A 22,200-nucleotide genomic window follows, 5' to 3' on the forward strand; every position below is an offset into this window, starting at 1 on the left:
TGACTCTCTCCCCTTAAAAGTTAAATTGTGTTAAACTTATTATATAATCAACTTTCCAATTTTCACAACAAAAAGTTAAATACAATTAAACTTTTTAAATATAAAGGAGCAACAATATGGCAACTCTCGGCGAAAAAATTAAAGCATTACGAAAAGAAAAAAAGCTTACGCAAACAGCACTGGCAGGTTCGGAACTGACAAAAAGTATGCTTAGTCAAATTGAAAATGGAAAAGCTACACCTTCTATGAAAACATTACAATATATTGCGGAAAAACTTGAATGTGAAACGAGCTTTTTATTAGAAGAAGATGAAGGAGAAATTGTAGAACTCATTCAAAAAATGGAGCAACTAATAAAGGAAAATAAATGCGATGAAGTATACAAGACTTTACTACCTATCGTTCAAACAGAGCTACCTTCTACTTTAAATACAGCTCGCTTATATAAACAGTTCCTAACAGGAGCAACTATTATGAACGATTATCATATTCAATATTACGTTGAAACTGCTGTTTCTATATTTGAAAAATATACTTTATATCGAGAAAGCACTGAAACGAAACTACTGTTTTACTATATGCTCTTCAAACGTAAAAAATATAAAGAATGTTTACAGATGATTGCTACAATTCGTGATGAATATAAAGCGAAGAATTTAGAAATGGATCTCATTACACATATACAATTATACTTAAAAGAAGCCATTATTTTACTCGCATACGGCAATTATGAAAAATGTGAAAAAGTCATTTTAGATGCACTTGCATTTTCAAAAAAACATCAAGTGTATTATAAAACAGATGAATTTTATCGCATTTTATCTTACCAAAAAGTCATTACAGCTGATAAAGAACAGTATTTATATTACATAAAAAAATCGGAGCAATTTGCCATTTTTACAGAAGATATTCTATCCATTGCGATTATTGATATTTTAAAAGCTTACTACTACAACACAATTACTAATGAATATACAATCGCATTAGAACATCTAGAACAATTCCGAGAAAAACTAAAAGATGAACCAATCTTTCAAGACGATGGATTATATTATCTTGAAAAAGGAAAATCTTTGTATGGCTTAAAACGTTATAAGGAAGCTTTGGCAATATTAAAACACGCTACCATACCAGATTATATGAGTCATCCACTTGATCAATCGTGGGTATTAACAGCTGGGTCTTATCGTGCCCTGTGTCATATAAAACTTCAAGATAAACCAGCTGCTCTGAAAGAAGCAAAAGAAGCAGTTCAAACGATAGATGGTTATCCTGATTCCATCTTTTCTTCATTTATTAAAGAAACATTACAAATAATACAAAAACTTTAAGAATGTCTCTAAATGGTATATTATTCCTCTTTTTTAGCAAAGATAATAATGATGGGAGGAATATAAATGAATATACAACGTGCAAAAGAGCTTTCTGTGTCAGCAGAGCAAGCTAATGTTAGCTTTCAAGGCATGCCTGTTATGATTCAACACGTCGATGAAAGCAATGAAACCGCCCGCATATATGAAGTAAAAAACCCAGGACGCGAATTAACTGTTCCAGTTAATAGCTTAGAGGAAATATAAGAAATGCCACTTCTCTTTTGAAGTGGCATTTTTCTTCTTTCAGATTACTTATTATAAATTTCTTCAACCCTTTATTTTACATGAGCTGAAAAAATAAGAATTTTCTACTTCTTTTCTTTTTGTGACCTGCTAAAATACAAACTATGGATTAATTATTCGTACTATACATTAAGGAGGAAAAATAATGGCATCTACTTTAGAAAAAAACAAGCCTTATTATGCAGTTATATTCACTTCTAATTTATCAAATGATACAACAGACTATAATACCGTTGCCGAAGAAATGGAGAAACTTGCAAAGCAACAACCTGGATTTTTAGGTGTAGAAAGTGCAAGAGGTAATTCTGGACTCGGAATAACAATTTCTTATTGGGAATCACTTGATGCGATTGAAAATTGGAAAAAGAACACCTTACATAAAGAAGCGAAAAAAAGAGGTCGTGAGCAATGGTATGAAAACTTCCACCTGCGTATTTGTCTTGTTGAGAAAGAATTTAAGTTTCATAGAGGTACTTTATAACTATGAAGGAAAAATTAGCTCTCGTTATTGTTCATGAAATATATGGTGTGAACGACCATATGCATCACGTTACCCAGCACTTTACTTCATCTCATATAGATGTATTCTGTCCTAATCTGCTACAATCGCAACCTGCATTTCATTATATTGATGAAGAAAAAGCATATCATTTTTTTATGAATCATATTGGATTTGAAGATGGAAAAAAGCAAATTGAAACATTCATTACTCATCTTTCTAGTCGTTACACACATATTGGACTTATCGGCTTTAGTGTTGGAGCTACCATCTCATGGCTATGTAGTAACAATCCGAAAATAGATTTTATTATCGGATGTTACGGTTCTCGTATACGCGACTATGTTCACATAAAGCCTACATGCTCTACATTACTTATATTCCCTGAAAAAGAAGCTAGTTTTTCAGTATCCTCTTTCATTCACACATTGCAGCAACAAAAGAATCCTTTATTAGAAATAAAACAACTACACGGTGAACATGGATTTCTAAATCCGTACACTGAAAAATATAACGGGCACTCTACAAAAGAAGCATACAATTTAATAGATTCATTTCTTGTAAAAAACACTCTTATAAAGGAGATGTAAATGACACTTACATTACTCTTACTTATTTTCATATTCATTGCCTTTTTCTCAGTGCTAACTATTATTTTCGTAACCGTAAAAAAGGGGGAGTTTTCCAAACGGCCCTACTTACAATCTATTATCGTTTGCATTTTATTTTTTACAAATTGGATTTTATATTTATCAACTTTTTATGCGTTACTTCCCGAGAAAATTAGTGAGTTCCTATTCCTACCCATTTGGTTTTTCCTTTGTATTTTAGGTTTTATAACTTTCTGGCGCGAATGGAGAAATAATCGTGTATTTTCCATATGTATCGTTCTTCTTTCCTTTATTAGTTTTTTATTTGGGTTATTGTTGTTAGTTCTTTTGGGGATGTAATAGAAGAAGGAAGAAAAGCCAACTTTCAACTTTTCTTCCTTCTCTGTTTACCTTTAGTTTTCACTGTCACTGATTCACAAGGTGTATAATATATTTGAGGTGTCGCCTTATCAACAAACATCATAAACGTAACGAAACCGATAATAAAGAAAATAAACAACGTTAACAAAATTGCTCCTATCGTTAAAAGTATCATAACACCACCCCTATATTTTCATGTTATTACACCTTTCGCTATTATATGAGCGTAATCCTTTTTAGAAAAAGAAACGTAACAAAATAATCACAACCACTCCTGTTAATACTGTACCTAATAAACTACGAGTATATATGGCTACAAGAAATGTTGGAATTGCTGCGATCAGGTAATCCCATTGCACCGTCTCATGCATAAATAATACTTGTGCTAAAAGTGCTGCTAATATTGCAATTGGTATGTAATTTAACCATTTTAAACCCCAGTCTGGAATTTGTAGTTTACTAAATACGAGTAGAGGTAAAATACGTGGCACGAGTGTAACAGCTCCTGCTGCTAATAAAAGTAATAATACATCTAATCTCATTTCCATTTTTCAATCACCACTCCAATCGTCGCAGCTAGTAATGTTGCGATAATAACCGCTATACTATCTGGCATAAATAGGTGTAAAACGTATGCGATAATAATTGCTACAATTGCAACACTTAAATGAATTGCTAGCTTTGGTTTACTACTTATGAGCTGAAGTACAAATAATCCGATAAACATCGCTGGTAATGCATAATCCATCCCGTATGTATGTGGATCTGGTATCCACTCACCAAACAGACCACCAATAATGGTAGCAAGAATCCAGTTTAAATAAGCCGTTACATTTAGCCCAATCATCCATCTTTCGCCTAAATATCCTTTTTGCGCTGCATGCTGCACTGCAACACCGAACGTTTCATCTGTAATTTGAGAACCGATGATTAAGTTTTTAAATAGAGGAATTTTCGTAAAGTACGGTGCAAGTGCAGCACTCATAAGAAGGTGGCGCAAATTAACAAAAAATACAGTAAAAATAATTGCGGAAGCAGGAGCACCGGCTGCATACATACCAGCTAATATAAATTGGGCAGAACCTGCATAAATTAAAGTGGACATAAACGCAATTTCAATGATGGAGAAACCAGCTGTTTTTGCAATTACACCAGCTGCTATACCGATGCTCAAGTAACCAAATACAGTTGGTAAACAATCTTTTACTCCTTGCTGAAATGTATCATCGCTCTGCAAAGCTACATGTGCCTGAGCCTTACTCATCCTTATCATCCTCCATTCCTTCTAAAGTTCGTTTTCCTGTTACGACATGAACTAAATCTATATTTTCACGCCATAACGTATCTAACTTATCCGCCCCAAATTCCTTCGTGATTTCTTCAACCATAATATCGTGCCGCACATACTCTGTAGCAACGAGAACTAGCGCTGGGTCATACGTTGTAACGGCCCATGAAGTGCTATCATTTGAGAAGTTCGCAATTAATACTTCCTCTCCATCACGAGCAATAACAGTTAAATGACCACCCATTCTCTTTTCAACGACGTGGGGCGTCATATAATTATGGTGAAATGTCGCTCCTATTTTTGTTTCTGGAGCTCCAAATAAGATTGAAAATATATGTACGCCTTCCTCTTCCTTTTGATGAATGTATGGCTCTATTTCATGCACTTGATCTTCCCATACAGAAATCCATAACTCTTCCTTAGCTCTACTAATTATATTGCATATTTCTTTCAAAACACGATCATTTGAACGAATATGCGAAATTACATCAATCTGTCTTTCTTGTTCTAAATGATTTAATTTCTGGTCTAAAAACTCAAAGGACTTTTCAAAGTCTTTTCGCATTCGATTCATTAATTCCGTAGCTGGTACTGGTACATATTTCACTGGTTCAGAAGGTACAATGTGCACCGCTCCTTTATCCATTAACTTACCGAGTACCTCGTAAATCATAGAACGAGGTACTCCTGTTTGTTTACTCACTTCATAGCCTGTTACTGGGGAATGTTTTAGTAGTCCAATATACGCTTTACATTCATACTGGGAAAATCCTAACTTTTGTAACTCCTTTATAATTTCATCCATCGGTAACCCCTCACAATCTAAATCGCCCTTACTTCAAAACGACGATTTTGCTTCCCTTTACTTTTTACTTTATCAATAACAAGTGTTCCTATTTCACTCGTATTTTTCACATGTGTGCCTCCACAAGCTTGTTCGTCTAAATTTTCAATTGTAACAATGCGGATTTCTTGGATGGTAGTTGGCAGGAGATTTATTGCTGTTTTAATCATTCCTACAGCATTTTCTGCTTCTTCGCGGCTCATATAACGAGTGGAAATTTCTTTATTTTGCTTAATAAGTTTATTCACTTCCTCAACAATTTCTTCTACTTCCACGCTCGATAACTCTTGTAACTCATTAAAATCGATACGTGCTTTATCAGGATAAATTTGATTTCCGGTGCATAGAGCTCCATACTTTTCATAAACAACAGCTCCGATAAGATGCAGTAAAGAGTGATGACACATTAAATTATGACGTCTTTCCCAATTTATCTCTAATTTAACTGGACCTAATTTTACTTGAGCTTCATCTTTTATATAGTGAACTATTTCTCCTTGCTCCTTCTTTACTTTTTCAACTTCAAATACAGACCCATCTTGTACAATGACACCCGTATCACATTCTTGCCCTCCACCAGTTGGATAAAAAACTGTTTCCTTTACAAATACTTTATTCCCTTCTACTTTTATCACTTCTGTTTCGCAACTCGTTTTGTATGCATCTTCTAAATATAATGCCGTTGTCATACTCTCACCTCTTTAGTAGTTATAGTTATACCTACTAATATAAAAAAGAAGCTCCTTAAAGTCAAATGATAATTCTGAAATTTAAAATTAATAAAAGACTCCTTTATTAGGAGTCCACTATCTCAATATTTCATTCGCTTCTTTTTCATAAATTTTATCAAATGAAGTCATAACGCGCTGTGATGCTTGAATCATCTTTTGATCTGTCATAAGATCTGCCATCTCTTTCGTCATATCTACATTTGAATTTTCTAGCATATGATTTTTTACTATTCCTGTTCCGTTCGGTAAATTAGCAATGTTTCCTTCTGCTAGTGTAAAGCTTTTGTTTTCACGTTGCACGAGACGTGCATTCGTTTCTGCATCTACTGTTTTTGTTTGCAAACGAGCAATATTATTTTGTGTTACTTCATCATATAATGTACCGTCTGCTTGTACAGCAACCTTTGCTCCTTCTGGAATACGAATACGCTCATTATTAACATCCATCACATAAGCACCTGAAGATGTTTGTAAATAACGATCACTATTTAATGTGAAACTACCATCTCTCGTTAAAAACGTTTCATCATTTTTAGAAGTAACGAAAAATGATGTTGTGCCGGCCGCGCCGTCATCTAAAAAGAAATCTGTAGCGCTATTTGTCATTTGTATATTTCCTTGTACTAAATTCACATGCGTTGCAGCTGGTACTACAGCGTAATCGACCGAACCGATATTTGTTACCGCCCCATCTCCGCGGCGATATGTGTCTTGTACATCAAATACTTTAGACGTCATATTTTCTGCTTTAAATCCTGTCGTTTGAGCATTTGCAACGTTATTCGAATGAACATTAATGCGCTGCATGTAATTCATCATGCCCATAGAACCTATATAAAGACCGTTCATATTCGTTTGAATAAGGCAAGCGCCTTATTCTTCACCTCTTTTCTACGATGTTTGTAACATTTGCTTTGCTAAATGTTCAGCTGTAGCGATATGTATATTTTTCTTTATGTCTTGGCCATCTGTCATTAATACAATAGGAGCTGATGATACTGCTGGAATTTTCAACAATTCGCCACTACTTGCTGTTTCATCAAATTTCGTAAACACAATACCATCTATATGAATATCTTTAAAGTTTGTAATAATTTCAATCATATCTTTACTTTTCATTGAAGCTGATAACGTTAAACAAATATAATCTGGTTCTACTTGTCCCATCGTTTCAATCATTTCTTCTACTGTTTCTGACGTACGATAATTTTTTCCAGCTGTATCAATTAAAATATAATCGACGCGTGCTTCTTCTTTAAAATACGTAAGCGCTCTTGTCATTGCAGCTTCATCACGCACAGCAATTACTTCCGATCCAATTGTCTTTACGTTATCTTGCAATTGCTGCACTGTCCCTATGCGAGAATGATCTGTCGTTATAAAACCAACTGTTTTTTTCTTACCGTGAAATTGCCATGCCATTTTCGCGAGTGTCGTCGTTTTACCAACGCCAGTTGGACCGATTAATGCAATTGTTTGTACTTCTTTTTCAAAGACATTTTCCGTATTGAAATGTGATTTCATATCTTCCAATATGTACCTAATAACTTCTTCTTCTGTAATCATCGTTGCATTTTCAAACTTTATTTTTAACTTTTCAGCATATGCATAAATGAAATATTGTTCCACATCGTTTTGTTCTAGCATCCGAATTACTTTTTGAATAATAAACGGTACAGATTCTTGATTTTCTTTCTTTGGAACTACTTCTTCTTTCTTTACCGGAAGGACTTGTTTCACAACTTTTTTCTTTTTCTGTACTTCCGTTTCTTTCGTCTGTTTCACCACGACAATTCCTTTTTCAAACAGCTTTAATAGTTTCTCTTTTTTTCTTGCCCATTCTTCACTATTTCCTGTTTGCATCGCCGCGTATGACATAGGAGTCGTTACGTTTTCTAAATTGTGCAGTACTGATTGAATTCCATTTGCCTTCACAATTTGTTCTGAAGGGTCATTCACAACATCCATTAACTGTTCATGAAATTGAGCTGTACCTTCATTCACTTCTTCCTGTTTTTCTTCTGGAAAAGCAACTAACATTTCATAATCCTTTTTCCAAAAAAACGGTATATTTCGTTTTACACTTTCATCGACAACGTAATAATAATCTGTACCATATTGGTCAAATAACTTTCGATACAATTCATTTTTCGAAGCTGCTTTTATTCGCATTAACGCTTCTTTCTTTTCTGTACTTTCCATTACTTCACCCCCTACTATTCAATATAGGCAATTTGATCCACAACAATTTCTGGTGCTAATTCGCTAATACAAAGTACTTGTGCTTCCACTTGATAACGTTCTAGCAGTCTTACAATCGCAAATCTAAAATCTTTTCTACGTGTTAATAACACTGGTTCTCTTCCCATTAAACGTGCTTGTTTAAAGACGCGTTGCACTTGCTCAACGACACGTGTTTCTAAATCTAAATCCCAGTTTAATAAGTAACCTTGATATGAATTATTCACAACATCCGCATCTAACTCAATTGAATCAGAGAAGAGCGCTGCATATATTTTTCCGTCCGGATTTTTCGCATTTTCACAAATAACTTTTGAAATACATTCACGAACAAATGATGTCACACCGTCAACGTGGTTTTGATAAATTTCTTTGCCGTCAATAATACCTTCAATAATTGTTGGTAAATCACGAATAGAAATACCTTCTTTTAGAAGTTGTTTAATAACATTTTGAACGAGTGATAAATCAATTTCTTTCTTCTTAATCTCTTCTAATAGAACGCCATTATCATTTTCAAGCGAGTTAATTAAGTCTTTTACATGTTGACGCTGAATTAATTCGTGAAGATTACGTCTAACGACAACATCTAAATGTGTAATTAATATGCTAAGTGGCTCTAACACTTGATAGCCTTTCATTTGTGCATCTTGCACCATATGCTCTAAAATCCAATATCCATCTTCACCGAAAATTGGATCTTTCGCTGGCTCTGCATCTAAATCAGCCATTACGTTTGGTGTTTTCAATGCTAATAAATAACCTGATTTTAAAACACCCTCAGCCGCCTTCGCACCTTTAATTCGAATAATGTAACGTCCGCGTGGTCTAAAACTCGTATTATCTTTAAAGTTAATTCCAGGAACATTAATACCGAGGTCAGTAATAATCGACTTCCTCATAAGAACAACTTTATCACGAGCTGTTTCCCCGTTAATTTTCTGCTTTACAAGTGCTGCTAAATCTAAACCGAGTTCTACTATAATTGGATATTTATCCGTAAATACTCCGAATGAATCTTCCACTTGTTGCAGTTGCTCATCTTCGCCTTGAATCATTTCTATTTCTTTTTGAAGCTCGTCTTCTTTTTCTTTCTTTATTCGATTTTTATTACGAATACCTAAGAAGATAATTGTTCCGCCAACGAGTGCGAATGGTAGAAACGGTAGCGGAGTAAAAATACCCATTGCGATAAATAAACCACCGAGCGCATATACAACGACTTCATGCGCTAATAACTCTTTAAAGATACCTTCTGTTACTGTATCCGGTGAGCCGTCAAATACACGCGTTACGATAATACCTGTTGAAATTGCAAGCATTAGCGATCCAATTTGGTTTACGATTCCGTCACCGACAGTTAACTGTGTATAATGAAGAGCCGCATCTGCAAAGCTCATCCCTTGCTGCATCATTCCGACAATTAAACCGAAAATAATATTTACGAATAAAATGACAATCCCGAAAATAACGTCCCCTTTAATGAACTTTCCGGCACCATCCATCGCCCCGTAAAACTCTGTTTCCATATTTAATTTTTTTCGTTTTGCTTGTGCATCTTTTTCTGAAATAATACGCTGGTTTAAATCAGCATCGATAGACATTTGTTTCCCTGGTAAAGAATCAAGTGTAAAACGAGCTGCTACTTCAGCTGTACGAGACGCACCGTTTGCAACGATAAACTGAAATATGATTAATACTGTAAAAATAACGATACCAATTAATAAGTTTCCGCCAATTACGAACTGACCGAACTCTTCAATAACATGACCAGCATTTCCATCTGTCAAAATCGCTCGCGTCGTCGAAACGTTAATCGATACGCGGAAAATCCCGATTAATAACAGCATCGTTGGAAATGACTTTAATTCATCCCACTCGTTAATACTTGTCGCTCGCATATAAATAAGCACTGACATACTTAGTAGAAAAACGATAATAATATCAAGTATAAATGGTGGAAGTGGAATTAAGAGCGCCACTACGAATGACGCTGCTAAAAAGATAGAAAAATAGGTTCTTGCAGAATCTATCTTAAACAAAGAGATCTCCTCCAAACGCGCTATTATACTTCAAGTTCATTCGTCTGAATTAAATAGCGCATAACTTCAATTACAGCTACATATAAATCTTCTGGAATCGCCTCATCTTCCTCGACTTGATAATATAAAGAACGAGCAAGCGGACGGTTTTCCACCATTGGTATTTCTTGTTCACGGGCAAGCGTTCGTATATATAACGCGAGCTCATCTTCCCCTTTTGCAACGACAATTGGTGCTGCATCAACGTGTTTATTATAACGAAGTACGACCGAAATATGAGTCGGGTTGTTTACAATAAATGTTGCGCCATCCATCTTCTTCGCAATTGTTCCTTGCAAGATTGCATGCATAAAGTTTTTTCGTTTTCCTTTAACTTGCGGGTCCCCTTCATTATCTTTATGCTCTTGTTTCACTTCTTCTTTTTTCATCTTAATATCTTGCTCGTACTCCCATTTTTGATAAATGAAATCAATAATAGAAAGAACGATTAAAATAATTAAAATTGCTAAGAAAATAAATTTAATTTCCCTAATAATTTCAGTAAGTGATGCAGTCCAGTTAAATCCAATCATACTGACAATTTTCTCTAAATTCTTTTTAAAGAGAACGTAAGCGACGTAACCGATTAATCCCATATAAAATAGTGATTTCAAAATATCTACTAAACTTTTACGACTAAACAGTCTCGTAAAATAGTTTTTCGGATTAATACGTGACGCTTTCGGTTTAATGACTTTAGAAGAAAATAGGAAGCCGACTTGAATCATATAATTAAATAAATGAAAAGCGTATACGAGTATTAATATCGGAGCCGATACTTTCAGTAATAAAATCCCCATTAAATAAAAATACTCGGTTGAATCTGTATTTTTTCCAATTTGATCAAACAGCACCGCTACGGAATTTGCAATCTCATACCCTAGCCAATCTCCGAAGAAATAAACGACAACTGCTAATACGAGAATGGAAAATAAATTATTTAAATCTTTACTCCGGGCAATATTCCCTTCTTCACGCGATTTTTTACGCTTCTGCGGGGTGGCCTTTTCTGTTTTATTATCCTTTGCCATGCGCGTCCCCCTACTTCGTTAAGAAAAAGTTAAATAGTTTCGTATACTCTTCAAGTAATACATTCGTCATATTTTTAAACACATAACCGAGCATTGGTACACTCATCGCAATAAACAAAATACCGCACGTAATTTTAATTACGTATGCATTCATAAAAACGTTTAATTGCGGAGCGTTTTTTGCAATTAAAATTAGAACAAAGTTAATGATGAATAAACTTCCCATAAGCGGAAGAGCAATTTCAACCGCTGATGTGATCGCAAATAATAGCGTTGCGAGTAGACTATCTAAAAAACTAGTCGTCAGCAATTTTGAAATCGCCTCTGTATATTGAAACGACTTTAAAATCGTGGCAACGAAATAATTAATGCCGCCAAGTGAAATAAAAATAATGAGAAAAAATATATCAAAAATGGTTGATAGTAAAGTAGACTGTGAGCCCGCATTTACATCAAACAAACTTGCTTGTGATAAACCGATATCAAAGTCTAAAATATGCCCGGCCATTTTTGGAATGTTCCACAGCATTTCTACAATTTTTGAAAGTGATAATCCAATTACAATTTGCGTTCCTGCATAAGCTGCAACGTCCCAAACTGTCTTGATGTGAGAGACATCCACTTGATCAGCCACTGTAATTGAAAGAGCAAGTCCAACTGTAACCTTCGCCATTGCTGGAATGGATCGTCCTGAGAAAAACGGTAAAAAATATAAAAATGAAGTAATGCGGCAAAACGCAAAAAACGTTGCCGCCCATAATTCCATATTCATTTCAGTTCACCTATCTTAGTACGAACGCAATAGCGATGGGATTTTATCAAATAAATCTAAAATAAGCGTCGTTAACTCTTGGAACATCCACGGACCTAAAATGATAATAACGAGGACAATACTCGCCATTTTCGGTAAAAACGTCAGCGTTTGCTCTTGAATTTGCATCATCGCCATAATGACAGCGATGATAATAACGACAATCATACTTACGCCGGCAACCGGCATTAAAATCATAACCCCTTTATAAAAAAAGGTTTGAAAAATATCTATAATTGGTGACGTATTCATTTATATGACTCCTATCACATAGCATCAAACGCTTCAGGCGACCGTTTTAAACATAATGTCGACGATTTTTGTATATCCACCTAAATATACGAAAACGAGTATTTTAAACGGTAAACTTAAAATCATCGGCGGTACCATCATCATCCCGAGGTACATTAAAAGTGTACTAATAATCAAATCTATAAATACAAACGCTAAATAAATGAACATCCCTGTTAGTAAACCTTTTTGAATTTGCGTTAACGTAAAGGATGGTACGAGCGTAAATAGTGAAAGATCCTTTAAATCTTTCGGCAACTCTTCTCCGCGTACTTTCAACATCATTTTTAAATCATGCTTATACGTATGCTTTGACATATATTCTTTCATAATAGGAGCTGTCGTTTCCGCAGCTTGACTTACTGTTATTTTCTCTTTCGTCATCGGATCCCACACATCACTCTTCAGTTGCCCAAGTACAGGCTGCATCGTAAAGAGTGATAAAAATAATGCAAGTCCAACAAGCACTTGGTTTGGTGGTAAATTCATTACCCCAAGTCCTTGACGTGTAATCCCTAGAACGATCATAAAATAAGTAAAATGTGTAAATAATAGAACGATAGAAGAAGATAATGATAAAAGGGTAACGAGCGCAAATAGTTGTACACTTGAATTACTCGTAAACTCTTTTCCATTTTCGAAATTAATAAAACCGTTCGGTGCTGCATACGCTGGATTTACAAAAATAATTGAAAAAACGATAGAAAATACGAAAATAACGGCTAATAATGATAACTGTTTCTTTATTCTCATGATGGATCCTCTACTTTTTTCGTTTCACTCTTCACCGCGTCTTCTAGTGCTTGTTGAAACTGATTTCCTGTTCCGGTTAATTGCACAGACTGTACACCGTTATTACTAATAACAGTGAACACTTGCTTGCCGTCCACTTCAAATAAAAAGGCACTCGTTTGATGATTTAAATAAACGCCGTCTTTTACTTGTATATGGCCATTTTCACCCTGCTTAAAAAACTGCTGTTTGCGCGTCTTTTTCGTCATATAATATGCACCGTAACCGAGCGCACCAAACAGTAAAACGACTTGAAATAAGGTCGTCATATACGACATATGACTCCTCCTCTACTCTTTATCTTGCATTTGACTTTGCGCTTTCATAAGCGCCGCTTGTTTCTTGTCAGCTTCAATTTCAGAAATGATAATACCGAATTTCTCGTCCATTACGATTGCTTCACCGATGCCGACTTTCATATTACTTAAATACACATCTACTTTATGTCCTAAGTTTTTCTCTACTTCAAGAACATCACCAACTTTTAACTGCTTTACATCACCAAGTGTAATAGATGACTTTCCAAGCTTTACACCAAGTTCAATCGAAATATCTGAAACAGTATCAATATGTGCTTTGCCTGCTTCATTTCGCTTTCCTGCAAAATCTTCTAATCCCATTAATGACACGGGAGATACTTCATGCTTCATATGGATCCTCCTACTCTACAAAACTTTTAAATAGGAGCGCCTTACGCGTTCCATCTTTTCCAATAAAACAATTAAATTTATGCTTTCCATCTACATAACCAAGTAATTCATCCGAAACTTTCGTATGAAGCGGAATGATATCGCCTTCTTCAATTTGTTCAATCTCACTCATTGTCATTTTCTGCTCGCCAATTGCAACGTGAACAGGTTTGTACACTTGATTTACTTTCACTTCCACTTCAGACGTATACTTTTTACGCTTGTCTGAAGAATGTTCGACAATATTTTCAGACGTTAACTTATCCATAATTTCTTCAACAGATAAGAATGGAATCCCGATACGCACCGTCGTATTCCAAAAATCTGTTTTCATATTTACGTTAAGTAATGAAATGATATCGCTCGCTGTCGTAATCTTTAGTGCATTCGGATCTGTTTCTGTCGTTACAAATTTCGGTTCAATCGCAACAACACTTTCAAATGATTGCTCTAAATTTTTACAAAGAAGCAAGAATATATTATCAAGCGTTAAAAACTCAAATGCTGTTAACGGTCTGCGCATCGTAAAGTTACGCTTACTATCTCCGCCAAGCCAACATTCATGAATATAAATAACGAATGCTAAATCAATCTCAATAACAATTTCTCCAAGCTCTGGTAAACCGAGATCAATTACACAATATAAATAATAATCTTTCGGCATTTTCTCCACATACTCACTCGTAAATGGAACTTGCTCAACCGTTGAAGGCTCTAGTTCAATTGGAATACGCATACGCGCTGATAACGTCTGTGACGTCTGTTTCCCAAACGTAGAAGCAATCGCTTGCAAACTACGTAAATGCTCAACACCGAACTTCTCTGGTCTATTAAAATCATACTCTTGAAATTTCTCTTGCTTTCCTGCTTCTTGTGCGAAAGCTGGCATTTCCTCGCCTTCATTTACCGCCTTCAGCAGGGCATCAATTTGCTCTTGGCTTAATTTTTCGCCACTCATGACAATCCCCTTCCCTACCTTTTCAATTCAACGATTTCAACGTACATCTTTCCATTCTTCGTCAAAATCTTTCCGGTTCCAATCTCTTCATTCTCAAGCATAAGACGCACCGTATTTTTCGTTGAATTTTCAAGACGATACAATGTACCTTTCGTAATATGAAGCAGATCTTCAATTTTCTTTTTCGTATTTCCGATTTCAAAATAAATTGTTAACGGAATATCATCTTGTAATTTCAAATCTAGCCAACTCCCATATCATGTTCACGAAAATTTCATGTTCTCTCTATATATGAAACTTCTTATTTTGAAACGTCGATATTTAATATTTTTTTAATATATCCTTGCGTTTCTTTAAATGGCGGTACGCCTCCGTACTTTCTCACATTACCAGGACCAGCATTATAAGAAGCAAGCGCCAATACTAAGTCGCCGTTATTTTTCTTTAAATAACCGCTTAACTCTTTCACGCCACCTTCAATACTTTCAGCTGGTGAAAAGGGATTCTTCACACCCATCTCCTTCACATTCGCTGGCATAAGCTGCATAAGACCCATCGCACCGGCATGTGACACCGTTTTTGGATTAAAATTAGACTCTACTTCAATCATTTTTTGAATTAACGTTTTTGGAATTCCATATGTACGACTTACACGATCAATAATATCCTCATACTTCCCTTCATTGGAAGAACGTATTTTTTGAATATTATACTTCTTCGTTAATCCCCACGTATCAGCAGCCTCATTTTTCGTTTCTGGGAAACGTCGTTCAAACTCTTTTTGCGCAACTTGCACTTCATCTGCTTTCTTCGTTTCACCCTTTTCTTCGGGCTTACTCGCTTCATCTACTTTATTAATAGATTGTTCCGGCTTATTAACAACCGTTTCTATTTTCGTAGATTGTACCGGCTGACTCATATCCTCTACTTTTGCCGGCTGCGTAGTTTCTTTCGTCTCCTTCGCAGGCTCACTCTGCAACTTCTCTTGAAAACGACTACTAACAAATGCTTGTGGACTACTTAGCTTTTGCTGAATTTGCCCTTTCTTATATGCAAGCACTTCTTTTACTATATTTCCAACTATCATAATATCACCTTTTCGGAAAACAAAGATAATCTAATATTAGAGTTTTTTTTTAAAGTTTGCAATAATCCTTTTAATAATTATGTAATAAAAAAATGAATATATTGTTAAACTGTTATTTTTTTATATTTATTAATTCGAATTTTTAGTTGACACCCGCTATGACAGGGATTACAATAAATCTCGAAATTGATTTTTTCGCATATTATCGTTTTTCAATTTGCAGAAAAGTCAATATAAAAAAATGGGGGTTTCTTAACATGAGAATTAATACAAACATTAACAGCATGCGTACTCAAGAGTACATGCGCCAAAACCAAGCTAAAATGAGCAACGCTATGGACCGTTTATCAAGCGGTAAACGTATCAACAACGCTTCTGACGATGCAGCAGGTCTTGCAATCGCAACTCGTATGCGTGCTCGTGAAAGTGGATTAGGAGTAGCAGCTAATAACACGCAAGACGGTATTTCATTAATCCGTACTGCTGATTCAGCAATGAACTCAGTATCTAACATCTTACTTCGTATGCGTGACCTTGCAAACCAATCTGCAAATGGTACAAATACTAACGAAAACCAAGCTGCATTAAACAAAGAGTTTGATGCATTAAAAGAACAAATCGATTATATTTCTACAAACACTGAGTTCAATGATAAAAAATTATTAGATGGTTCAAATAAAACTATCGCAGTTCAAACATTAGATAATGCTGATACAAGTAAGCAAATCAACATCAACTTATCTAATGTTTCTACTAAAGAATTAGGACTTGATACTTTATCTATTGGAACTGATAAAGTAGAAAAAACAGTATATGATGCAACTACAAAAGCATTTGCTGATCTTGGAGCAAAAACAGGTGCTGATAAGGCCGCATTTGATGCAGATGTAACTGCTGCTATGAAAGAATTCGATAAGGTTAAACCATTCATGTCTGCAGACGATGTAAAGAAAATTGAAACGAAACTTGAAGACTACAATAAAGCAAATGATGCTGGTGCACAAGCTGCTGCACAAGCACTTGGTAAAGAATTTGCTACATTAACAAAACTTGAGACTACAGATCTTAAAGCTAATGCTTCTGGTGCAATCGCATCTATCGATACAGCATTAAAAAATATTGCTTCTAACCGTGCAACTCTAGGTGCTACATTAAACCGTCTAGACTTTAACGTAAACAACCTGAAGAGCCAATCTTCTTCTATGGCTTCAGCTGCTTCTCAAATCGAAGACGCTGACATGGCGAAAGAAATGTCTGAAATGACTAAGTTCAAAATCTTGAACGAAGCTGGAATCAGCATGCTTTCTCAAGCAAACCAAACTCCACAAATGGTTTCTAAATTATTACAATAAGCCATTTGAGTTAGTTTCCTGAATAAACCTCTCTGCTTGCGGAGAGGTTTATTTTTTCTATATAGATAGATTGAAAGATTTTTTAACTTAAAGAGAAGCTCTAGCCATATTTAGTAGCGGTCAGGGCCTATTTTATTCTCGTTCGGTGTATGAAAACAAAAAGATAAAGTGAGAATAAGTCTCTTTTTCTCTTCATAGCCGTTTATTAGCTTTTGAATATTGATTATATCAATCTATAAGGAGTGTCTATTATGCGTATTGGTACGAATGTTTTGAGTATGAATGCTAGGCAGTCGTTGTATGAGAATGAGAAGCATATGAATGTTGCAATGGAGCATTTGGCGACTGGTAAGAAGTTGAACAACGCTTCGGATAATCCCGCAAATATCGCAATTGTTACTCGGATGCATGCGAGAGCAAGTGGTATGCGTGTGGCGATTCGTAATAATGAAGATGCGATATCGATGCTTCGCACGGCGGAAGCTGCCCTTCAAACTGTGACAAATATTTTACAGCGTATGCGTGATTTAGCCGTTCAATCTGCGAACGGTACAAATTCAAATAAAAACCGTCATTCGCTGAATAAAGAGTTTCAGTCTTTAACAGAACAAATTGGCTATATTGGCGAGACGACTGAGTTTAATGATTTATCTGTATTTGACGGTCAAAACCGCCGTGTTACATTAGACGATATCGGTCATACGGTACATATATCAAAATCTATTCCCCCTTCCCCTACACAACATGACATCAAGATTTCAACGGAACAAGAAGCAAGAACGACAATTCGTAAAATCGAAGAGGCTTTGCAAAGTGTGTCACTTCATCGTGCCGACCTTGGCTCTATGATAAATCGTTTACAGTTTAATATTGAAAATTTAAATAGCCAAAGTATGGCGTTAACAGATGCTGCATCTCTAATTGAAGATACAGACATGGCGCAGGAGATGAGTGATTTTTTAAAGTTCAAATTATTGACTGAAGTTGCAACTAGTATGGTTTCACAAGCGAACCAAATTCCACAAATAGTCTCTAAACTACTACAATCATAAAAATTCATCTTCCTTCTTTGGAACGATTCCATACAAAATAAAAGGGAAATACATATAAACTATGTATCTCCCTTTTATTTTGTACCCAAATTTTATTACTGTGTTACCGTCATAACTTGTCCGCTACGGTCAACCATTATTTTCATTTTTCCGTCTTGTGCATTATATAGCCCGAGTTTATGTAATTCCATTTTACAATCTTGTACGAAAGTTGGTAATTTACGAATTTGATCGATATCAGAACTTGTAATGAAATGAATTAAAAGCTGCGTCATACCTTTAATATCTTGTACAAGCTCTTCTTTCTCTCGTTTTAGCCTTTCATTTTCTAGTTGTAACGACTGCAATTCACCTTCTAAGCTACGTGTATTCTTTGCTTCTCTAGAACGCCCTGCCGCCATGCTAGAAAGCTTATAAATACCTTCCATAAACTGATGTAGTTCGTCTTCTTTCCTTTCACTACATTGATTAATTGTTTCAAAGTTATCAACGATACCAGATATAACTGTTACAAGATTTTTTTCATCCTCTTTATGCTGGATTTCTTCTTTTAATTCGTACTCGTTTTCTTGTTTTCTTGCAACGATTGTCTCTTTTACTGGTATATATTTTCGCTTTCGTCCCGGTTTTTGTTTTTCAATATTTTCAAACGGTATTTCACGTTTTTTCAATTTATAATACGTATTTTGCAATTGACTTTCCGTTTTAGGAAAAAGATTTAGTTCATTTTTACTTACGTATTTTGAAATATTTAAAATGTTTAAACCGTGACGTTGACAAAATTGATACACTTCATACAGTAGCTCTAGTTCAGACTTCAGCCATGTAATTGTTGATTTTTCATATGCTCGCATCCCGCCATTTTTTTCTATATCTATTTGGAATAATACCATTCTATTATGTAAATCAACTAATTCTTCATACTTTACTTGGAATTCTTTTTCTATTTTTTTTAATTCCGCCTCTAGTTGCATATCGTTCATTTTATTATTTGACATGTTTTGTAAAAGACCTAATACATTAATTGCTGTGTGGTGATACATAATCTGTGCCACTCCCCCTCATCCTTTCACAATTCTCATCTGACTCCCATGTCTTTTAAGAAAATAGCAATTTTTACATATCCATATTATAACAGTTCGAAATTATCTGTCAAATAATAAACATACAAAAATGTATAGAAAGTATAAAAATTTGGAAAATATTTTTTAATTAATATGTAAAATTGCATATTAATTACATTTAATTATATTATATGGTATTTTAAATGTTTTTTCACCGAAAAAATTTGCGTTACCACGAAAATATTACTAAAATAATCCAAAAAATACGTTCTCTTATATTTTCAAATCAAAAATCTTCAAATGAAGATTTTACTTACATTCAGCGACAAACACCTCAGAAACCTTTTATTTTTCTGCCAGCTTAAAGTATAGAATACTAAAAAGGAACTAGCCAATGCTACACATGGCTAATTCCTTCCTCTCTCTAACAGAATAGAGTTATAAACCCAGTCTTCAAATCCTCAATCGAAGTCTCACTTCTTCTTACCTAAAACTACTTCATACCTCTGAACTCACATCGCATGAGACTCTATTAAGCACTGAAAACTTTCTTACATAAGTAGTTCCTCTATTCCTACTAAATAGAAAAATGTTATACACCAGCTCTTCTACTTACCTATAACCACTCCATATCTCTGTTCTCAACATCGCATAGGGCTCTATTAAGCGCTGATCGCTCAACACTTGGCTAGAGCTTCTATTCCGGCTAAATAGAAACTTTTAAAGTACTAACTTATCAACTAAACCAATTAGCTCTTGAATATCTGGCTTACTTACTTGAGCATTTGCTCCTACAGCTTCACCTTTATGGAATAATTCATTTGTAATTAATGAAGAGAAAATAATGACTGGTAAACGATTCATTACTTCACTATCCTTAACCACTTTCGTTAAATGATGTCCATCCATTTTTGGCATTTCAATATCCGTAATTAGCAAGTGAATATGTTCAAACATTTTTTCGCCTTGCTCTTTCGCTAATTTTTCAATTTGTGCTAACGCTTCTGCACCATTGCTGAAGAAGTTCATTTTCGTATATCCAGCTGATGATAATGTTTCTTCTAATATTTGGCGAAGCATCGCTGAATCTTCTGCAATGTAAATTACTTTTTCAGCTCGATCTGTTTTTTGTTCTAATCCTGCAATTGATTTATTGTCATAACCAGTGCCGCTAATTTCACATACAATTTTTTCATAATCTAATAGTAAGATGATTTTTCCATCTAGTTTTACAATACCAGATGTCGTTTCTTCTAGTCCCATAGATAATGAAGCTGGTTCATCAATTTGTTCCCACGAAATACGTTGAATACGATGCACTTCATCAACGCGGAAAATAACTTTCATTTGGTTTAATTCTGAGATGATAAATTTCGTTTGATCAAGTGGCTTTGTTGACTTTAAATTAAGAGCCATTGCCAAGTTAATAACAGGTAAAATTTCACCACGTACTTGAACAACACCTTCAACTGCATGATGAGATTCTGGCACAGTTGTAACAGGGAATGGATTAATGATTTCACGTACTTTCATTACATTAATACTAAATAGGTTTTCACCAACAGTGTACGTAACAATCTCTAATTCATTTGTTCCGCTTTCTAATAAAATACTTTGTGCTTGTGACATAAAGGTGTCGCTCCCCTTCCATTAATTCCGTATATCTAATTATTAAGCTTTATAAAAGCGAAAAAGTCAACTACCTATATAAAAAATATAGATAGTCGAACGATTCATTTTATTCAAAAACAATTAATCTTGTATAAACGAAGCAAGTGCCTCTAATAACACTTCTTGTGCTCCTACAATTTCCGTCGGCATTGCTTCCCATTTTTTCGAAAGCTCCGTCTCTACTCTTATTCTCAGCTCAGAATTCATTTCTGCTAGCACATATTCTTTCGTTGCTATATCAACATCAAGTAGCGCAAGTGCATATAATTCCGGGTCATTTATTTCTTCGAATAATCGTTTTAATACTACCGGTGCTATATGTTTTAATTTTTCAATATGAATTTCCTTATCCGAAAATAGTAACTCATATTGAATAAACGTAACATTTTCTTTAATCACTTTAAAATAACAATTATTTTTTTTATCATTCACAAAATAACCGTTTGGATCTGCAATAATACTCTCTACTTTACGAATTAAATCTGGCAAACTATTCGCCGCCATTACAGTCCGCTGCTCAACCTCACTCGGCGAAATGAATGTAACGCGATACTTATTTTGCGCCATCCTCCTCACCTCTCCTTTTATAGAAATTCAGTCTAATTGTATACTAAAACTACCTTAAATTAACTTAAAACTATTTTATATTACCACTTCTTACACTACCATACTACTCTAGTAACGCTACATATCTCTGGTCTTACACATCGGTCGGGACTCTATTAGGCACTAACCGCTCCAAAACATCGCCAGGTCCTCTCTCAAAACCTAAAAAGTGCTTTTAAGAACCTTTCAATAACTCTATGTTATTAAACCAAAACGCTATTTGCTGATCCGTAATATTTGGCAACATAACAAAAAACTCACGACACTTCATCTCATCCTTAAACAGTTGATACTTCCAAACGCTATCGCTACCAACACTTATGAAATAAAACTCATGGATACGGCCAATGATTGCTTGTTTTTCACCAAATGAATACGGAGGCACTTGCTTAATTTCAAATTGATCTGGTAAATATACATGCTCTTCTCGTTCTATTTTTAATACTTGCTCGGCAAGTTCACGTTTATTTTCGAAAAAAGGCAATTGTAAAATTCGCTCTTGTCTTGTCATACGAATAAAAAACC

The 22,200-nt window shown here is 34.9% G+C and carries 28 protein-coding genes; 7 read left to right on the forward strand and 21 right to left on the reverse strand.

The window, feature by feature from the left end:
• Positions 1–116 precede the first annotated feature (116 nt).
• From ACUN13_RS07050 to ACUN13_RS07070, 5 genes are all read left to right on the forward strand, one after another.
• Positions 117–1,331 (forward strand): helix-turn-helix domain-containing protein, encoded by a 1,215-nt coding sequence (locus ACUN13_RS07050; RefSeq protein ID WP_444877582.1) that lies wholly within the window; start codon positions 117–119, stop codon positions 1,329–1,331.
• Positions 1,332–1,397: 66 nt separating this feature from the next.
• The gene (locus tag ACUN13_RS07055) at positions 1,398–1,577 is read left to right on the forward strand and encodes an H-type small acid-soluble spore protein (RefSeq protein ID WP_001025740.1); all 180 of its coding nucleotides are present in this window, start codon (positions 1,398–1,400) and stop codon (positions 1,575–1,577) included.
• A gap of 184 nt (positions 1,578–1,761) precedes the next feature.
• Positions 1,762–2,097, forward strand: coding sequence for an antibiotic biosynthesis monooxygenase family protein (locus ACUN13_RS07060; protein WP_000168851.1), 336 nt, complete (start codon positions 1,762–1,764; stop codon positions 2,095–2,097).
• A gap of 2 nt (positions 2,098–2,099) precedes the next feature.
• The gene (locus ACUN13_RS07065) at positions 2,100–2,705 is read left to right on the forward strand and encodes a dienelactone hydrolase family protein (RefSeq protein ID WP_025687748.1); all 606 of its coding nucleotides are present in this window, start codon (positions 2,100–2,102) and stop codon (positions 2,703–2,705) included.
• A complete protein-coding gene (locus ACUN13_RS07070; RefSeq protein WP_000176485.1) occupies positions 2,706–3,065 on the forward strand; it encodes a hypothetical protein in 360 nt (119 codons plus the stop codon).
• 25 nt (positions 3,066–3,090) lie between these two features.
• On the opposite strand, the gene ACUN13_RS07075 is transcribed toward ACUN13_RS07070, so the two are convergent.
• The 17 genes from ACUN13_RS07075 to ACUN13_RS07155 all read right to left on the reverse strand — a co-directional run bounded on the left by ACUN13_RS07075 (position 3,091) and on the right by ACUN13_RS07155 (position 15,930).
• Complete coding sequence (locus ACUN13_RS07075; RefSeq protein ID WP_086384950.1) at positions 3,091–3,261, reverse strand: DUF3951 domain-containing protein; 171 nt, start codon at positions 3,259–3,261, stop codon at positions 3,091–3,093.
• A 61-nt stretch (positions 3,262–3,322) separates the two neighbouring features.
• Positions 3,323–3,634, reverse strand: a complete 312-nt coding sequence (locus tag ACUN13_RS07080; protein WP_000425946.1) for an AzlD domain-containing protein — start codon at positions 3,632–3,634, stop codon at positions 3,323–3,325.
• Entirely contained in the window at positions 3,625–4,350 is a 726-nt protein-coding gene (locus ACUN13_RS07085; protein ID WP_025687747.1) for an AzlC family ABC transporter permease, read from the reverse strand. The genes ACUN13_RS07080 and ACUN13_RS07085 overlap by 10 nt, the downstream gene beginning before the upstream one ends.
• On the reverse strand, positions 4,343–5,179 hold the full coding sequence (locus ACUN13_RS07090) for a TrmB family transcriptional regulator (protein WP_025687746.1): 837 nt from the start codon (positions 5,177–5,179) through the stop codon (positions 4,343–4,345). Before ACUN13_RS07090 ends, ACUN13_RS07085 begins: the two co-directional genes overlap by 8 nt.
• 17 nt (positions 5,180–5,196) lie before the next feature.
• Entirely contained in the window at positions 5,197–5,907 is a 711-nt protein-coding gene (locus tag ACUN13_RS07095) for an alanyl-tRNA editing protein (RefSeq protein WP_445423740.1), read from the reverse strand.
• A gap of 117 nt (positions 5,908–6,024) precedes the next feature.
• Positions 6,025–6,798 carry a flagellar basal-body rod protein FlgG gene (locus ACUN13_RS07100; RefSeq protein WP_001013938.1) on the reverse strand — a complete coding sequence of 258 codons (774 nt, stop codon included), beginning with the start codon at positions 6,796–6,798 and terminating at the stop codon, positions 6,025–6,027.
• 42 nt (positions 6,799–6,840) lie between these two features.
• Positions 6,841–8,151, reverse strand: coding sequence for a flagellar biosynthesis protein FlhF (gene flhF / locus ACUN13_RS07105; RefSeq protein ID WP_025687745.1), 1,311 nt, complete (start codon positions 8,149–8,151; stop codon positions 6,841–6,843).
• 14 nt (positions 8,152–8,165) lie between these two features.
• Positions 8,166–10,232, reverse strand: coding sequence for a flagellar biosynthesis protein FlhA (gene flhA, locus ACUN13_RS07110; RefSeq protein ID WP_000472534.1), 2,067 nt, complete (start codon positions 10,230–10,232; stop codon positions 8,166–8,168).
• A 23-nt stretch (positions 10,233–10,255) separates the two neighbouring features.
• Entirely contained in the window at positions 10,256–11,302 is a 1,047-nt protein-coding gene (gene flhB / locus ACUN13_RS07115; protein WP_001030110.1) for a flagellar type III secretion system protein FlhB, read from the reverse strand.
• A gap of 10 nt (positions 11,303–11,312) precedes the next feature.
• The gene (locus ACUN13_RS07120) at positions 11,313–12,074 is read right to left on the reverse strand and encodes a flagellar biosynthetic protein FliR (RefSeq protein WP_025687744.1); all 762 of its coding nucleotides are present in this window, start codon (positions 12,072–12,074) and stop codon (positions 11,313–11,315) included.
• A gap of 15 nt (positions 12,075–12,089) precedes the next feature.
• Positions 12,090–12,365: a flagellar biosynthetic protein FliQ gene (locus ACUN13_RS07125; RefSeq protein WP_001098085.1), complete on the reverse strand. Its 276-nt coding sequence runs from the start codon at positions 12,363–12,365 to the stop codon at positions 12,090–12,092.
• Between the two features lie 33 nt (positions 12,366–12,398).
• Positions 12,399–13,157: a flagellar type III secretion system pore protein FliP gene (locus tag ACUN13_RS07130; protein ID WP_001220582.1), complete on the reverse strand. Its 759-nt coding sequence runs from the start codon at positions 13,155–13,157 to the stop codon at positions 12,399–12,401.
• Positions 13,154–13,474 carry a hypothetical protein gene (locus tag ACUN13_RS07135; protein WP_000121176.1) on the reverse strand — a complete coding sequence of 107 codons (321 nt, stop codon included), beginning with the start codon at positions 13,472–13,474 and terminating at the stop codon, positions 13,154–13,156. Before ACUN13_RS07135 ends, ACUN13_RS07130 begins: the two co-directional genes overlap by 4 nt.
• A 12-nt stretch (positions 13,475–13,486) precedes the next feature.
• Positions 13,487–13,846: a flagellar motor switch protein FliN gene (gene fliN, locus ACUN13_RS07140; protein ID WP_000680010.1), complete on the reverse strand. Its 360-nt coding sequence runs from the start codon at positions 13,844–13,846 to the stop codon at positions 13,487–13,489.
• A gap of 10 nt (positions 13,847–13,856) precedes the next feature.
• Positions 13,857–14,843, reverse strand: a complete 987-nt coding sequence (gene fliM, locus ACUN13_RS07145) for a flagellar motor switch protein FliM (protein WP_000012360.1) — start codon at positions 14,841–14,843, stop codon at positions 13,857–13,859.
• Positions 14,844–14,857: 14 nt separating this feature from the next.
• Complete coding sequence (locus ACUN13_RS07150; RefSeq protein ID WP_000775712.1) at positions 14,858–15,082, reverse strand: flagellar motor switch protein FliN; 225 nt, start codon at positions 15,080–15,082, stop codon at positions 14,858–14,860.
• Positions 15,083–15,144: 62 nt separating this feature from the next.
• Positions 15,145–15,930, reverse strand: coding sequence for a lytic transglycosylase domain-containing protein (locus ACUN13_RS07155; protein WP_025687743.1), 786 nt, complete (start codon positions 15,928–15,930; stop codon positions 15,145–15,147).
• Between the two features lie 257 nt (positions 15,931–16,187).
• Here ACUN13_RS07155 and ACUN13_RS07160 point away from each other — a divergent pair, with 257 nt between their 5' ends.
• Both ACUN13_RS07160 and ACUN13_RS07165 read left to right on the forward strand, forming a co-directional pair.
• Complete coding sequence (locus ACUN13_RS07160; RefSeq protein WP_001222338.1) at positions 16,188–17,282, forward strand: flagellin N-terminal helical domain-containing protein; 1,095 nt, start codon at positions 16,188–16,190, stop codon at positions 17,280–17,282.
• A 251-nt stretch (positions 17,283–17,533) separates the two neighbouring features.
• Positions 17,534–18,334, forward strand: coding sequence for a flagellin N-terminal helical domain-containing protein (locus ACUN13_RS07165; RefSeq protein ID WP_025689628.1), 801 nt, complete (start codon positions 17,534–17,536; stop codon positions 18,332–18,334).
• Positions 18,335–18,429: 95 nt separating this feature from the next.
• Here the strand turns inward: ACUN13_RS07165 and ACUN13_RS07170 are convergent, their stop codons facing one another.
• The 4 genes from ACUN13_RS07170 to ACUN13_RS07185 form a co-directional block, all read right to left on the reverse strand.
• On the reverse strand, positions 18,430–19,377 hold the full coding sequence (locus ACUN13_RS07170) for a DNA-binding domain-containing protein (protein WP_000274677.1): 948 nt from the start codon (positions 19,375–19,377) through the stop codon (positions 18,430–18,432).
• A gap of 741 nt (positions 19,378–20,118) precedes the next feature.
• Positions 20,119–21,027 (reverse strand): chemotaxis protein, encoded by a 909-nt coding sequence (locus tag ACUN13_RS07175; RefSeq protein WP_000075943.1) that lies wholly within the window; start codon positions 21,025–21,027, stop codon positions 20,119–20,121.
• Positions 21,028–21,150: 123 nt separating this feature from the next.
• Positions 21,151–21,636, reverse strand: a complete 486-nt coding sequence (locus tag ACUN13_RS07180) for a hypothetical protein (protein WP_000068298.1) — start codon at positions 21,634–21,636, stop codon at positions 21,151–21,153.
• A 214-nt stretch (positions 21,637–21,850) separates the two neighbouring features.
• On the reverse strand, positions 21,851–22,186 hold the full coding sequence (locus ACUN13_RS07185) for a DUF3964 family protein (protein ID WP_000198166.1): 336 nt from the start codon (positions 22,184–22,186) through the stop codon (positions 21,851–21,853).
• Positions 22,187–22,200: the final 14 nt, after the last annotated feature.

It is taken from the genome of Bacillus cereus group sp. Bce041 (genome assembly GCF_052646455.1).

Coding starts and splice junctions, on each gene's coding strand:
- ACUN13_RS07050 (WP_444877582.1), top strand. CDS start 117: ATGGCAACTCTCGGCGAAAAAATTAAAGCATTACGAAAAGAAAAAAAG.
- ACUN13_RS07055 (WP_001025740.1), top strand. CDS start 1,398: ATGAATATACAACGTGCAAAAGAGCTTTCTGTGTCAGCAGAGCAAGCT.
- ACUN13_RS07060 (WP_000168851.1), top strand. CDS start 1,762: ATGGCATCTACTTTAGAAAAAAACAAGCCTTATTATGCAGTTATATTC.
- ACUN13_RS07065 (WP_025687748.1), top strand. CDS start 2,100: ATGAAGGAAAAATTAGCTCTCGTTATTGTTCATGAAATATATGGTGTG.
- ACUN13_RS07070 (WP_000176485.1), top strand. CDS start 2,706: ATGACACTTACATTACTCTTACTTATTTTCATATTCATTGCCTTTTTC.
- ACUN13_RS07075 (WP_086384950.1), bottom strand. CDS start 3,261: ATGATACTTTTAACGATAGGAGCAATTTTGTTAACGTTGTTTATTTTC.
- ACUN13_RS07080 (WP_000425946.1), bottom strand. CDS start 3,634: ATGGAAATGAGATTAGATGTATTATTACTTTTATTAGCAGCAGGAGCT.
- ACUN13_RS07085 (WP_025687747.1), bottom strand. CDS start 4,350: ATGAGTAAGGCTCAGGCACATGTAGCTTTGCAGAGCGATGATACATTT.
- ACUN13_RS07090 (WP_025687746.1), bottom strand. CDS start 5,179: ATGGATGAAATTATAAAGGAGTTACAAAAGTTAGGATTTTCCCAGTAT.
- ACUN13_RS07095 (WP_445423740.1), bottom strand. CDS start 5,907: ATGACAACGGCATTATATTTAGAAGATGCATACAAAACGAGTTGCGAA.
- ACUN13_RS07100 (WP_001013938.1), bottom strand. CDS start 6,798: ATGAACGGTCTTTATATAGGTTCTATGGGCATGATGAATTACATGCAG.
- flhF (WP_025687745.1), bottom strand. CDS start 8,151: ATGGAAAGTACAGAAAAGAAAGAAGCGTTAATGCGAATAAAAGCAGCT.
- flhB (WP_001030110.1), bottom strand. CDS start 11,302: ATGGCAAAGGATAATAAAACAGAAAAGGCCACCCCGCAGAAGCGTAAA.
- ACUN13_RS07120 (WP_025687744.1), bottom strand. CDS start 12,074: ATGAATATGGAATTATGGGCGGCAACGTTTTTTGCGTTTTGCCGCATT.
- ACUN13_RS07125 (WP_001098085.1), bottom strand. CDS start 12,365: ATGAATACGTCACCAATTATAGATATTTTTCAAACCTTTTTTTATAAA.
- ACUN13_RS07130 (WP_001220582.1), bottom strand. CDS start 13,157: ATGAGAATAAAGAAACAGTTATCATTATTAGCCGTTATTTTCGTATTT.
- ACUN13_RS07135 (WP_000121176.1), bottom strand. CDS start 13,474: ATGTCGTATATGACGACCTTATTTCAAGTCGTTTTACTGTTTGGTGCG.
- fliN (WP_000680010.1), bottom strand. CDS start 13,846: ATGAAGCATGAAGTATCTCCCGTGTCATTAATGGGATTAGAAGATTTT.
- fliM (WP_000012360.1), bottom strand. CDS start 14,843: ATGAGTGGCGAAAAATTAAGCCAAGAGCAAATTGATGCCCTGCTGAAG.
- ACUN13_RS07155 (WP_025687743.1), bottom strand. CDS start 15,930: ATGATAGTTGGAAATATAGTAAAAGAAGTGCTTGCATATAAGAAAGGG.
- ACUN13_RS07160 (WP_001222338.1), top strand. CDS start 16,188: ATGAGAATTAATACAAACATTAACAGCATGCGTACTCAAGAGTACATG.
- ACUN13_RS07165 (WP_025689628.1), top strand. CDS start 17,534: ATGCGTATTGGTACGAATGTTTTGAGTATGAATGCTAGGCAGTCGTTG.
- ACUN13_RS07170 (WP_000274677.1), bottom strand. CDS start 19,377: ATGTATCACCACACAGCAATTAATGTATTAGGTCTTTTACAAAACATG.
- ACUN13_RS07175 (WP_000075943.1), bottom strand. CDS start 21,027: ATGTCACAAGCACAAAGTATTTTATTAGAAAGCGGAACAAATGAATTA.
- ACUN13_RS07180 (WP_000068298.1), bottom strand. CDS start 21,636: ATGGCGCAAAATAAGTATCGCGTTACATTCATTTCGCCGAGTGAGGTT.
- ACUN13_RS07185 (WP_000198166.1), bottom strand. CDS start 22,186: ATGACAAGACAAGAGCGAATTTTACAATTGCCTTTTTTCGAAAATAAA.